This window comes from Hyphomicrobium sulfonivorans (assembly GCF_013306565.1).
GTDB classification, from domain to species: Bacteria; Pseudomonadota; Alphaproteobacteria; order Rhizobiales; family Hyphomicrobiaceae; genus Hyphomicrobium_A; species Hyphomicrobium_A sulfonivorans.
This window is the reverse complement of record NZ_PZPO01000001.1, coordinates 17,283-29,895: the sequence shown is the minus strand read 5'-3', so window position 1 is coordinate 29,895 and position 12,613 is coordinate 17,283. Positions and strand designations below refer to the sequence as shown.

The following is a 12,613-nucleotide window of genomic DNA, read 5'->3' as shown; positions in this document are numbered from 1 at the left end:
ACGAGCTTATTCCAGTGGGTATAGATACTGATCAGGACAGTTTCGCAGTTTTACCTGATGTTGTTGCTGCCCCGGTGCAGTGTCCAGCGTGCGGGGGGACGCACACCTGGTCGAAGCGCGATGCGATCTTAGAGACAACAATGCGCATCCGCCCGATAAAGCGACGCCTGTAGCGCGTCGCTGACCGGAACAATCAAGTTTTCAATGCAACGCATGGCGAGTCCGCGGCTATAGCGGACACATGGCTTCAGCCAGAGCTCTCGATTGCTTTCAGCTTCGGCAAAGCCGTCCGGCTTCAGCGTGCGTCGGCAAACTGCTCCAACGCATCTAGGTCGAGAATGCGAAGCCCCTGCGGGGTTTCCGTTATCATGCCACGCGTTTTCAGATCAGAAAGCACGCGCGCCAGCGAGGCGATGTTCATACCAAGCTGATCGGCGACTGCGCCGGAACTGACCTCGTCGGGAATGAGGTTTGCGTCGCGGCCTTCGCGTACGCCCATGTAAGACAGCGCCGCCAGGAAAGAAGCAACCCGCCGCGCAGGCGCATCCTGCGTGCTTTGCACAGCGCGCATCCGGATGAAGTCAAACTCTCGATCGACGGCGGACGCGTATCGAACGGCAAGCTGAGCGTCGTCTGCCATCAGCTGTTCGAGTTCAGCCGGATCGATCTGGCTGACAATCGTGCGCGCAGCAGCCTGGGCGGTGCTGATATGCGTATCCATGTGCCCAAAGCCGATGATGTCGCCCGGAAAGGCGAATTCGATCACGTCATGGCGGCCATCGGCCCAGCGAATGTAGTGGCATAGCGCACCGCGCTCGACGCGGTAGAGCATGCTCCGGGCGTCTCCTGCATGGAACAGAGTTTCTCCGCGCGCCAATCGGCGGACACGTGCCTTTTGCTGATCCGCCGAGAAGGCGGACCGGGCAATCGGATCAATCTGTGGAACGGAGTACGCAAGCATGGCTACGCAACTTTTTCTGGATGGCTTTGCAGAATTCTGGGAATTGGGGCCCCAATTGCGGCAAACAAGTGGAAACCCTGAAATCTCAATTCGGTAGCGCTATTTCTTCCTTAAAACGAACCGGACAGATGGATTGTTCCCTGAGCTGAAAGGCCGATTTCAGGTCGTTAATGCCTTTACGATTGCGGTAACCATTTTGTTTCGCCTCCATCGCTGCGGCCTTTTCGATCAGCCGCCGGAACCTTGCTGAACATGCACGCATTCCTTCAGCGGAGGACTTTTACCATGAGGAATACTGACAAAACGCTCACGCCCACCGAAGCAAGTCAGGGCTCACCGCGCCGGCTTAACTTGCGTGTGCTGGTGCAGTCGCTGTTGCTGGCTGTTGTCGCGGCCGCAGGGCTGTACACAATTTTCTATGCTGGCAATACGAGTATGAGCACGCCAGATCCCGCTCCGTTAAATGAGACGGCGCCTGGTCCCTAACTGCAGCGGCTAAGCCATGCAGCCGTTCGTCTGTCCTGAGAAGGTCAGAGGGAGCGCTGAATACAAAAATGGGGGCAGCCCAAGTGGCGCCCCCAATTTAGCTATCGGTATTCGCGCTGAGGGATCATTCCATCCCGCTGCTGCGCCATGTCGACGTGGATTTGCACTTGCGGCAGATCCGTTCCCCCGCCCATGAACTGGGGAAGGACTCGCGGCAAAGCAGGCATTTCCTCGTCTTTTGCTCAGTATGTCGGCGTGCCTCACGGTCAGCCTCGAAGCTGTCCAAGCAGGTGTCGCCATGATCATGGCTGTCGGCGTGAGTGCGGTAATGTTCCTTGAAATTTGTCAACTCGACCTCGACCACAGTTGCCAATTCGCGTTCTAGTTTTTAACTGGCGAACGCCCCGGACCCGCCGTTACCCTCGGCATTTCCAGCAAAAAGATTGATATTTTCTGGATGTCTACCGTAGGCGGCACACGCGCTGTGTGCACCTTAGGAGCGCATATCGGCACTATTGCATGATATTTCAAGGGTATTTCGATTGTTGTGCGTCGAAAAACCCGATCTTGGCCGCCAAATGAAGCCATCTTAAGCATTTATATCGCTAAAACATTAATTCATCAATTTAAACCAAACGTCTCCAGAAATACATGACTATTTTTGTATAGAAAAATTGTGATGGAATGCAGCCGTGTTTTGGTTGCCGGATGGAATTTCTGGCCAGCGTCCGCGCCCATCGGGGCAAGCTTTAGAGCGCAGCGCGGATTGTGCGGGCGGCGCGATGGAACGGGATCGATCGACGGCCAACGATCAGGCCCGATGTCCCGTGCAAATAGCCCACATGTGAAGTCTGAGAAGTTTCCGGTCTCACTGTAGCAATCCATTAATTGACGACTATCTTTCTTGACCGTGTGCCGGCGCCTCGTCGGTGGCTCATTCCTCGCCGGTGACCTCGTCAACGAAAGCACTGTCCATGAAAGACGATCCAACACGTGTGATGTGGTCTCAGGCCTGCGAGATGCTTGCGCGGGCCGAACGTATGCACAGGCAGTTCTTTCAACCGGTGCGCGTCTATGCGCGCCAGCCGGTTTGGGAGCCGCCTGTTGATGTGTTCGAGGACGAGCGCGGTGTGCTGGTGGTCGTCGCCTTGCCGGGCGTGAAGCCAGAGCAGGTTGAAGCTGCGATCGACGGTAACGATCTAATTGTTATTGGCGTGCGCACACCGCCGGCGGAGTTCCGCACGGCCGAGATACATCGGCTGGAGTTGCCGCAGGGTCGTTTCGAACGCCGTCTTCGGTTGCCTGCTGGGCGTTATGCCGATGTACGCCGCAGTTTTGCCGATGGTTGCTTGCTGGTGCTGTTATCGAAAGTGGGGCCGGGCCGTGACTGAGATGAAAATGGACGCTCCGAATACCAATACGAATAACGCGGGCTCCGATAGTGGTGGCCGGGCGCTGCCGTCGCATTTGCCTGCGCTGCCGGCGGACGCGATCGCAATAATTCCCGTTCGCGAAATGACGCTGTTCCCCGGCGTTGTGTTGCCGGTTGCCGTCGGGCGCCCCGGTTCGATCGCGGCTGCGCAGTATGGCGTGCGCGAGCAGCGCCAGGTCGGCATTCTCATGCAGCGCGACGGCGAAGCCGCTGTACCGCAGCCGATCGATCTGCATCGCATCGGCACCGTGGCTAACATCGTGCGTTACGTGACGGCGCCGGATGGCTCGCATCATCTTGTCGTGCAGGGCGATGAGCGTTTCCAGATTGAGGAATTTCTGAACGGCTGGCCGTTTCTGGTCGCGCGGGTAAAGCGGATCGCGGACCCGCAGGAAACGAACGCACAAATTCAGGCGCGGTTCTTGAACCTGCAGCGGCAGGCCGTCGAAGCGCTGGAGCTTCTGCCCCAGGCGCCGCAGGAGATGTTGATTGCGGTGCAGGGCGTGCGCGAGCCCGGTGCGCTGGCCGATATGGCGGCCGCGTATATGGATCTCAGCGCGTCGGAGAAGCAGGAGATCTTAGAAACGGTCGATGTGTCGGCGCGCATGGAGAAAGTCTCCGCGCTGCTCGCCCATCGCATCGAAGTGCTGCGGCTGTCGCATGAGATTGGCCGCCAGACCAAAGCCGCACTGGATGATCGCCAGCGCGAAGTGCTGTTGCGCGAGCAGATGGCTGCGATCCAGCGCCAACTTGGCGAAGGCGAGCAGGGCAAGGCGCAGGATATTGCGGACCTGTCCGAAGCCATCACCAGGGCAGAAATGCCCAAGGAGGTGGAGGACGCTGCGCGCAAGGAACTGCGCCGGCTGGAGCGGATGCAGGAAGCGTCGCCCGATTATGGCATGACGCGTACCTATCTCGACTGGTTGATCGAGCTGCCGTGGAAGCTGCCGGAAGAAACGCCGATCGATATCAAGGAGGCGCGGCGCATTCTCGATGAGGACCATTACGGCCTCGACAAGATCAAGCGGCGCATCGTCGAGTTTCTCGCTGTGCGCAAGCTGGCGCCGGAGGGCAAGGCGCCGATCCTGTGCTTCGTCGGTCCGCCCGGCGTGGGCAAGACTTCGCTTGGCCAATCCATTGCGCGCGCCATGAATCGCAAGTTTGTGCGCGTCAGTCTTGGCGGCGTACATGACGAAGCGGAGATCCGCGGGCACCGCCGCACGTACATCGGCGCGCTGCCGGGCAACATTATTCAGGCGATCCGCAAGGCGGGTGAGCGCAACTGCGTGATGATGCTGGACGAGATCGACAAGCTGGGCTCGGGCGTGCAGGGCGATCCGCGCGCAGCGATGCTTGAAGTGCTTGACCCGGAGCAGAACTCGACGTTCCGCGACAATTACCTCGCGGTGCCGTTCGATCTGTCGCGCGTTGTGTTTATCGCCACGGCGAACGTGCTCGACCAGATTCCGGGGCCATTGCGCGACCGCATGGAGGTGATCAATCTTTCCGGCTATTCGGCGGAGGAGAAGTTCAATATCGCAAAGCGATATCTGGTTGCGCGGCAGCTCAAGGCGAATGGCCTAAAGCCCGAGCAGGTTGAGCTGACCGACGATGCGCTGCTGCAGATCATCAACCTCTATACCCGCGAAGCGGGCGTGCGAAACCTTGAGCGCGAAATCGGCAAGGTTTTGCGCAATGCCGCCGTGCGGGTTGCGGAAGGTGAGGCTGGTACCATCGGCATCGGTGCTGCAGACCTGCATGCCATTCTGGGTGCGCCGGTGTTCGAAAGTGAAGTGGCGATGCGCACGTCTGTGCCAGGCGTGGCAACCGGACTGGCGTGGACGCCGGTGGGTGGCGATATTCTGTTCATCGAAGCCACGCGCACGCCGGGCAATGGCAGGTTGATCCTCACCGGTCAGCTCGGCGAAGTGATGCGCGAAAGCGTGCAGGCGGCGCTGTCGATCGTGAAGAACCGCGCGGCCCAGCTTGGCGTCGACGAAAAGCTGTTCGAACGCAGCGACATCCACGTTCACGTTCCGGCCGGTGCCATTCCGAAGGATGGTCCATCGGCGGGTGTTGCGATGTTTCTGGCGCTCACATCGCTGATGACCAACCGGCCGGTGCGCTCCGATACGGCGATGACGGGCGAGATCAGCCTGCGCGGCCTGGTGCTGCCGGTGGGCGGCATCAAGGAGAAACTGGCGGCGGCGGCGCGTGCGGGCATCAAGCGCGTGATGCTGCCGGCGCGCAACCGCAAGGACATCGAGGATCTGTCCGAGGAAACGCGCAAGCAGCTTGAGTTGATCTGGCTGGAAAAGGTGGAGGATGCGATGGCGGCGGCGTTGGAGGACGGAGCCGGGGCGGAAGCGCGCTCGGAAGTAACCGTCGATTAACCGCTCGCCCGCGTTTCCGTAGCAATACCGGGAGTGCCGCCATTTGCGGCGGGGCTCCCGGAGGGGCGAAGTTAGCCGTTGGCTAGATCAGGGCGAAAACGATTGAGGCCACCAGTCCGAAGGAAAGGAAAAGTCCGGCCAGTGATAACAGTCGGTCGGCGGTCATGGCTGTTGTTCCAATGTCGGCTCACTACAACCTAGCGGTGCGGCCGAACGTTCCGGAACGAACAAGAAATGCTTTCTATTCCTGCCAAGCGCATAAAGAGCGCTCTCGCGCGCCCGTTCAGGCCGTGCTAGAGCCCCGGCCATGACAATATCGCTCGACAAAAACCCGCCGGCTGAACAGAAGCGCGGCCATGTGCCAACCGTTGGCTTCGTTTCGCTCGGCTGCCCGAAGGCGCTGGTCGATTCCGAGCGCATCCTGACCAAGCTGCGCGCGGAGGGCTATCGCGTTGCGCCGGATTATGCGGGCGCCGACGTGGTGGTGGTGAACACGTGTGGGTTTCTGGATTCCGCCAAGCAGGAAAGCCTGGACGCCATTGGCGAGGCGATGGCCGAGAACGGCCGCGTCATCGTCACCGGCTGCTTCGGCGTTGAGGAAGGCCGCATCCGCGAAGCCCATCCCGGCGTGCTGGCGATCACCGGACCGCATCAGTACGAGCAGGTTGTCGAAGCGGTGCATGCCGCCGCGCCGCCGAAGCACGATCCGTTCATCGATCTGGTGCCAGCAGAAGGCCTGCGCCTGACGCCGCGCCACTATGCGTATCTGAAGATTTCCGAAGGCTGCAACAACCGCTGCACCTTCTGCATCATTCCGCAGTTGCGCGGTGACCTGAAAAGCCGGCCGTCAAACCACGTGATGACCGAAGCTGAGCGGCTGGTGAAGGCTGGCGTGAAAGAGCTGCTGGTGATCTCTCAGGACACCAGCGCTTACGGCCTCGATCTCAAGTATGCCGAAAGCCCGTGGAAGGGGCAGCCGCTGCCGGCGCGCTTCCTGCCGCTGTGCGAGGCGCTGGGCGAGTTGGGCGCATGGGTGCGCCTGCATTACGTCTATCCCTATCCGCACGTCGATACCGTCATTCCGCTGATGGCTGAGGGCAAGCTGCTGCCTTATCTCGACATCCCGTTCCAGCATGCTTCGCCGGCGGTGCTGAAAGCGATGCGTCGTCCTGGCAATCAGGAGAAGACGCTGGAGCGCATTCGCCGCTGGCGCGACGTGTGTCCCGATCTTGCCATTCGCTCCACATTCATCGTCGGCTTCCCCGGCGAGACGGATGAAGATTTTGAGCTGCTGCTCGACTGGATGCGTGAAGCCGAATTGGCGCGCGTCGGCTGCTTCCGCTACGAGCCGGTTGATGGCGCGCCCGCCAACAATCTGGAAGGCGCGGTGCCGCAGGAAGTGAAGGACGAGCGCTGGCATCGCTTCATGGAGACGGCGAAGGAAGTCAGCGAGAAGCGGCTGGCGAAGATTGTCGGCCGCGAGATCGACGTTATCGTCGACGAGGTCGATGATGAAGGCGCGCTGGCCCGCTCCAAGTGGGATGCGCCGGAAATCGATGGCAGTGTGTTCCTGAACGGCGTCACGGATGTGAAGCCCGGCGAGATCGTGTCGGTGCGCGTGACGCAGGCCGACGACTACGATCTGTGGGCCGAGAGGGTTTAGCAGCGGCCTGTGCGGTTGCCCGAGTGCGCTCTGATTGTACCAATGATGTGCGCACGTCGCGGCCCGTGGTAGGCCGCGCAGTGTGGAGCACATTCCATGCGCCGGCCGGGCTTTCTTAGCTCAGCTCGCCAGCCGTGCGGCCACCACAAGCACGCCAGCACCGGCCGCGATGATGGCGCACAGTAGCCACGCGCGCGCATTCAGCGAGCGCTCGATGCGCTGGGCGTAGGCGCGGAAAGTGTCGAACTCCGCCAGCTTGCGGCTGATCGCTTCGAAGCTGGTGTAGGCGTGGTAGTCGCCACGGGGCGACGTGTATTCGATGCGGTCCAGCCGCGCCTTCAGATCGCGGCACTTGCGCAGGACTTCATCGAGCTTGCTTTCACGACTGCGCTGCTCGCCCATGCGGAAATTGCGATAATGCCGTTCGTCCTCGGTCGCTTTCTGCAGATCGGCGACAGCACCGGCAAGCTGAGACATGTCACGCGATAGCAGCCGCAACGTCGCCTGCATCTGCTCCATCTTCACCGCGGTGTCGGCCACGAAGCTGTCGCGCGCTATGAGGGGAACCGAGGGCGCGACGTCGTAACGTATTTCCGGCGAGCTGCGCTCGATGACGGCTTTGCTCAAAAGCGAAATCTGTCGACGTCCGTCGAGTCTCAACACAGTGTCACGCCTCCCACGCGTCAACCAGCCAAGTCCGGTGCTTGTCCTGAAAACAGGCAAGCGCTCTCGTTCGCGCGGGGCATGCAGAACGCAAGCGCATGCTCTCGCAGCCGAGAGCGGCGCGTTGCCGGGCCATGCCAGCCGCAACGTCAGTGTTGGGATTTCTCTTGAGCTTCAGTTTCTTGACGATAACGCAGCGACCAAACTTTGGCTAGCCTCGCGTGTGACATTTTGTCGATAAACACTGCAAATTTTCGCATCGTTACGCGGCGTGCGCGCGTGCATGCACACGCCGACAGCGTACGAATTATGCGCGCTTGTGCAGAGCGGATGATGTCAGCCGATCTGTGCGCGGTGACGCAGAAAATGATCGGCAAGCACGATCGCCATCATCGCTTCGCCGATGGGCACGGCGCGAATGCCGACGCACGGATCGTGACGTCCCTTCGTCATCACGTCGGCTTCCTCGCCGTTGATGTCGATGGTTTTGCGCTGCGTGAGAATGGATGACGTCGGCTTCACCGCGAACCGGCACACGACCGGCTGGCCAGTTGAGATGCCGCCCAAAACACCGCCGGCGTGGTTGGAAAGAAAACACGGCTCGCCATCATGGCCGATGCGGATCTCGTCGGCGTTTTCTTCGCCGGTCAGTTCCGCGGCTGCCATGCCGGCGCCGATCTCGACGGCCTTCACCGCGTTGATGCTCATCATCGCCGAAGCGATGTCCTGATCCAACTTGCCATAGAGCGGCGCGCCCCAGCCGGCTGGAACGCCTTCGGCGACTACTTCAATCACCGCGCCGATGGATGAGCCGGATTTGCGGATGCCATCGAGATAGTCGGCCCACTTCACGGCGGTTGCGGCGTCGGGACAGAAAAACGGATTGGCGTCGACGGCGTCCCAATCCCACAGCGAGCGGTCGACCTTGATATCGCCGACCTGCACCAGCGCGCCACGGATACGCACGCCCGGAATGATCTTGCGCGCAACCGCGCCAGCGGCGACCCGCGCTGCGGTTTCGCGTGCCGATGAGCGACCGCCGCCGCGATAGTCGCGGATGCCGTATTTTTTGAAGTAGGCGTAATCGGCGTGGCCGGGCCGGAACTTGCTGGCGATGTCGCCGTAGTCCTTCGAGCGCTGATCGACGTTGCGGATCATCAGTGAGATCGGCGTGCCGGTCGTCACCTGACGACCTTCGCCATCGCTGAACACGCCGGAAAGAATCTCGACCTCATCGGGCTCCTTGCGCTGGGTGGTGAAGCGCGACTGGCCCGGGCGGCGCTTATCCAGGAACTGCTGGATCTCGGCTGGCTCAAGCGGAATTCCCGGTGGACAACCGTCCACAACGCAGCCGAGGGCGGGACCGTGGCTCTCGCCCCAGGTCGTGACACGAAACAAATGGCCGAAAGTGTTGTGTGACATCGCCTGTAGCCGCGTTGAGGAATCAAAAGGGGCTGTGTGTGCAACATTTGGCCCCGTGGCAGTTGTGCCAGTCTTAGGAGCGCAAGCGAGGCCTCGCAAGTGCGCTGGGTGGCAAAGACCGTGACAGACGAGCGCGACGCAGTTTAAGTGGGGGGGTATCGCGTCGTGCTTCGCGATTGATCGCATTGAAGCAGCAGCCCGGTCGCATCTCGCCTCGGCGAAAAGCGGCTACCTGCATGGGCCACCTCCGGGTGGTGAAACCTTCGGTCATCACAAGGCTTGCCTTGGACTTCTGGTTTCTTTTGCTGTTTCAGGATCAACGGCGCCACAAGCGTCGGGTTGCGTAGCGCAAACTGCGTAAAAGCGTTCAGGGCCTCCGAGAGGAACGGACTGCCCGAAACACTGCTCTATGGCGGCCTGAGCAACCGTCACCGAGCGGTGTCATTCACCAAACGGGAAAGAGCCGAGGCAGCCGCTGCTTCGGCTCTTTCTTTTTTTGGGGGTGTCCGGCGACTCCGCTGCGCGGAGCCGGCCGCCGGACACGGGAAGGTATCGGGGCGCCAGCCGCGCTTGCCGCCGCGCCTGAAGTGTGTGGGAGGCGTTCTGCTGAGCCAACTTTATCGGGCTTGGCGGCCGGCTCCGCGAAGCGGAGTCGCCAAGCCCAACAAAAAGCCCCTCTAAATCCACTCCATGCCGTCGCGGCGCAGAATGAGAATGCGATCTTGCGGAACGGGAAGGTCGGGGATGGCCAGCGGCTCCAGGGCATAGAGATGCCCGCGCAGCACCCGGCTGATGCCGCCGTGGGCCACAACCACGCAATCGCCGTCTATGCCGTCCAGCCAGCCGACGGCGCGCTGGGTGAGGTCGGCGTAACTCTCGCCGCCTTCCGGTCGCCAGTTGAACGTGTCGAGGTTGCGTGCTGCGAGCCCATCGGGATCGACCTGGGGCAGCTCCGCCGCCAGCGTGCCCTGCCAGGCGCCGTAATTGATCTCTTTCAGGCGTGGATCGAGGCTGTAGCCTTCAGCGGGCAGCTCCATGGCCGATCGCACGATCTCCATGGTTTCCCGCGCCCGCTGCAGCGGGCTGGCGATGAAGGGGAGCGCGCCGGTTTCAGGGGCCAGCGCACGCAACGTCTCGCCGTTGCGCCGGGCCTGACCGCGGCCCTTGTCGTTCAGGGGCACGTCGGCCTGCCCCTGATAGCGCGACTGGGCGTTCCAGTCGGTCTCGCCGTGGCGGATGAAATAGATCGTAACCCCGGCGCGCATCACTAAAAGCTGCTCTTCTGCGGGCGTTTAGCTCTCGTCGGACTTGGCGACCGTGATGTCCGGGGCGTCCTCGTTCTTCATGCCCTGAACGTGATAGCCGCTGTCGACGTGCAGCACTTCACCCGTAACGCCGCCGGAGAGATCCGAAAGCAGGTAAAGTGCCGAGCCGCCCACATCTTCAATGCTCACTGTCCGGCGCAGGGGAGAGTTGTACTCATTCCAGCGCAGGATGTAGCGGAAGTCGGCGATGCCGGAAGCGGCCAGCGTCTTGATCGGGCCAGCCGAGATGGCGTTGACGCGAATGCCGGTCTTGCCCAGATCGGCCGCCAGATAGCGCACACTCGCCTCCAGCGCGGCCTTGGCCACACCCATCACGTTGTAGTGAGGCATGACCTTCTCGGCGCCGTAATAGGTGAGGGTCAGCATCGAGCCGCCGTCGGACATCAGCTTCTCGGCCCGGGCCGCGAGGGCCGTAAACGAGTAGCAGGAGATCAGCATCGTCTGGCTGAAATTTTTCTCGGTGGTATCGACGTAGCGGCCGTCCAGCTCAGCCTTGTCCGAGAAGGCGATGGCATGGACGAAAAAGTCGAGTTTGCCCCAGACGCGCTCCAGCTCAGCGAACACGGCATCCATCGATGCGGCGTCGCTGACGTCACACGGCAGCACGACTTTCGAGCCAAGTTCCTTGGCCAGCGGCTCCACACGCTTTTTCAGCGCGTCGCCCTGGTAGGTAAAGGCAAGCTCAGCACCCTGGTCAGCAGCGGCGCGGGCAATGCCCCAGGCAATTGAACGGTTGTTGGCAAGGCCCATGATAAGGCCGCGTTTGCCAGCCAACAGGTTGCCCTTCGCAACCCCTGCGCTCGGCATAGGCTCCGTCATGGGTCTCTCTCTATAGTTCCTGGTTATCGCCCGGTCAGTTCGGCGCGCATCCTACACAAATGAAACGGTGGGTCCAGATGGGCGCTTGCCCGCAGGTAAAAAGTCAAAGGCCGGCTCGGGGCCGGCCTTTGCGCTGATCGCCATGCGGGAAGGGGGTTACCGCCGGGTCAGCCGTCCAATTGCCAACGGCCGCTAGGCAACCGGCAGGCGATGCCTTCCTGGCGCTTCGATGTCGGGCCGTTGGTCATTAAAACTATGAGATGTCTACAAATCTTGCCGCTGCTGTCCTTGAATGATGCCGTCGGCTGGACAAGGCCGGAGAGCTTTCCGTGCCAGCGGCGCCAGACATAAGTCTTGCCGTCGCCCACCTCGGTGAGCGCATATTGGATACGTTCCAGTGCGGCGATTTCGTCCTTTTCATCCAGTTGATAGCGCGCGCCGGGCACACTGATTTCGGTCTGGGACAGGATCGAAATGCCGGGTGTCTCAGGCAAAGCAGCCGCCGGAGCCGGTGCGGCGCTTCCTTCGCGGGTGACCGATGTTTCCCACTGCTCGCTGCCGAAGGCCGTGGCGGGAGCCATCAGTATCGCTGCAAACAAAACCATGCCGGTGGTGACAACGGCGGTAAGCGTTACTACAGAGGGGTGCTGACTCATGACGCTCACTTGAATCTAACCTACGCAACTGCCGCGCGAAGACTGGCGCGACCTGTGACAACTATGCTCCGGCTTGGTTAAATTCGACTGAACGCGTGTCTCGACCGAGAAAAACTTCTTGCATTGAGGTTCTGACGTGAGTGATTCGCTCCCCGCAGCCGAGACGGTAGTAGAGCCCGGCGATTTCGTTGCCGCCGATGAACCCTTTGCCCTGTTCGGTGATTGGCTGCGGGAGGCGACCAAGCACGAGCCGGAAGACCCCAACGCAATGGCGTTGGCCACGGTCGATAGCCAGGGCCATCCCAACGTGCGCATGGTGTTGTTGAAGGCCGTCGATCCGATCGGGCACCCTGATCGTGGCTTCGTGTTCTTCACCAACTACGAGAGCGCCAAGGGGCAGGAGCTGCAGGCCAACCCGCACGCGGCGATCGATTTTTACTGGAAAAGCCTGCGTCGGCAGGTGCGTGTGCGCGGCCCGGTGACGAAGACGACGGCTGAGGAAGCCGACGAATATTTCGCGACCCGGCACCGCACATCGCAGATTGGCGCCTGGGCATCGAAGCAGTCACGGCCGCTGGAAAGCCGCTTTGCGCTGGAAAAGGCCGTAGCTGGCGAGGCCGCCCGGTATCTGCTCGGCGAGGTGCCCCGCCCGCCGCACTGGTCCGGCTTCCGCATCACACCTGTGCAGATCGAGTTCTGGCATGCGCGGATATCGCGGCTGCACGAGCGCGTGGTGTTCACGCGGCCAGCGCCCGGTGCGGAGTGGTCGAAAACCCGCCTGTATCCTTGAGCC

At 61.3% G+C, this 12,613-nt stretch carries 10 protein-coding genes; 4 read left to right on the top strand and 6 right to left on the bottom strand.

Going from position 1 to position 12,613, the window contains the following annotated elements; all coding sequences use genetic code 11:
- Window positions 1–295 precede the first annotated feature (295 nt).
- On the bottom strand, window positions 296–961 hold the full coding sequence (locus C6Y62_RS00125) for a Crp/Fnr family transcriptional regulator (protein ID WP_173952317.1): 666 nt from the start codon (window positions 959–961) through the stop codon (window positions 296–298).
- Window positions 962–2,421: 1,460 nt separating this feature from the next.
- Between C6Y62_RS00125 and C6Y62_RS00120 the strand changes: the two genes are divergently transcribed.
- The 3 genes from C6Y62_RS00120 to rimO all read left to right on the top strand — a co-directional run bounded on the left by C6Y62_RS00120 (window position 2,422) and on the right by rimO (window position 6,935).
- Entirely contained in the window at window positions 2,422–2,838 is a 417-nt protein-coding gene (locus C6Y62_RS00120; RefSeq protein ID WP_068463999.1) for an Hsp20/alpha crystallin family protein, read from the top strand.
- 1 nt (window position 2,839) lies between these two features.
- Entirely contained in the window at window positions 2,840–5,272 is a 2,433-nt protein-coding gene (lon, locus tag C6Y62_RS00115) for an endopeptidase La (protein ID WP_420844140.1), read from the top strand.
- 307 nt (window positions 5,273–5,579) lie between these two features.
- Complete coding sequence (rimO, locus tag C6Y62_RS00110) at window positions 5,580–6,935, top strand: 30S ribosomal protein S12 methylthiotransferase RimO (RefSeq protein WP_173952315.1); 1,356 nt, start codon at window positions 5,580–5,582, stop codon at window positions 6,933–6,935.
- A 120-nt stretch (window positions 6,936–7,055) separates the two neighbouring features.
- On the opposite strand, the gene C6Y62_RS00105 is transcribed toward rimO, so the two are convergent.
- From C6Y62_RS00105 to C6Y62_RS00085, 5 genes are all read right to left on the bottom strand, one after another.
- Complete coding sequence (locus C6Y62_RS00105) at window positions 7,056–7,562, bottom strand: hypothetical protein (protein ID WP_173952314.1); 507 nt, start codon at window positions 7,560–7,562, stop codon at window positions 7,056–7,058.
- 372 nt (window positions 7,563–7,934) lie between these two features.
- Window positions 7,935–9,020: a chorismate synthase gene (aroC, locus tag C6Y62_RS00100; protein ID WP_068464007.1), complete on the bottom strand. Its 1,086-nt coding sequence runs from the start codon at window positions 9,018–9,020 to the stop codon at window positions 7,935–7,937.
- Between the two features lie 677 nt (window positions 9,021–9,697).
- Window positions 9,698–10,285: a histidine phosphatase family protein gene (locus tag C6Y62_RS00095; RefSeq protein WP_173952313.1), complete on the bottom strand. Its 588-nt coding sequence runs from the start codon at window positions 10,283–10,285 to the stop codon at window positions 9,698–9,700.
- A 27-nt stretch (window positions 10,286–10,312) separates the two neighbouring features.
- Window positions 10,313–11,164 (bottom strand): enoyl-ACP reductase FabI, encoded by an 852-nt coding sequence (gene fabI, locus C6Y62_RS00090; protein WP_068464013.1) that lies wholly within the window; start codon window positions 11,162–11,164, stop codon window positions 10,313–10,315.
- 167 nt (window positions 11,165–11,331) lie between these two features.
- Complete coding sequence (locus C6Y62_RS00085) at window positions 11,332–11,745, bottom strand: hypothetical protein (protein WP_157066828.1); 414 nt, start codon at window positions 11,743–11,745, stop codon at window positions 11,332–11,334.
- Window positions 11,746–11,956: 211 nt separating this feature from the next.
- On the opposite strand from C6Y62_RS00085, the gene pdxH reads away from it, so the two are divergent.
- Window positions 11,957–12,610 carry a pyridoxamine 5'-phosphate oxidase gene (gene pdxH, locus C6Y62_RS00080; RefSeq protein ID WP_173952312.1) on the top strand — a complete coding sequence of 218 codons (654 nt, stop codon included), beginning with the start codon at window positions 11,957–11,959 and terminating at the stop codon, window positions 12,608–12,610.
- Window positions 12,611–12,613 lie beyond the last annotated feature (3 nt).

Bases quoted from the DNA above. Each gene is read 5' to 3' on its own strand.
- fabI (WP_068464013.1), bottom strand. From the start codon at position 11,164: ATGACGGAGCCTATGCCGAGCGCAGGGGTTGCGAAGGGCAACCTGTTG.
- C6Y62_RS00120 (WP_068463999.1), top strand. From the start codon at position 2,422: ATGAAAGACGATCCAACACGTGTGATGTGGTCTCAGGCCTGCGAGATG.
- aroC (WP_068464007.1), bottom strand. From the start codon at position 9,020: ATGTCACACAACACTTTCGGCCATTTGTTTCGTGTCACGACCTGGGGC.
- lon (WP_420844140.1), top strand. From the start codon at position 2,840: ATGAAAATGGACGCTCCGAATACCAATACGAATAACGCGGGCTCCGAT.
- rimO (WP_173952315.1), top strand. From the start codon at position 5,580: ATGACAATATCGCTCGACAAAAACCCGCCGGCTGAACAGAAGCGCGGC.
- C6Y62_RS00095 (WP_173952313.1), bottom strand. From the start codon at position 10,285: ATGCGCGCCGGGGTTACGATCTATTTCATCCGCCACGGCGAGACCGAC.
- C6Y62_RS00125 (WP_173952317.1), bottom strand. From the start codon at position 961: ATGCTTGCGTACTCCGTTCCACAGATTGATCCGATTGCCCGGTCCGCC.
- C6Y62_RS00085 (WP_157066828.1), bottom strand. From the start codon at position 11,745: ATGGCTCCCGCCACGGCCTTCGGCAGCGAGCAGTGGGAAACATCGGTC.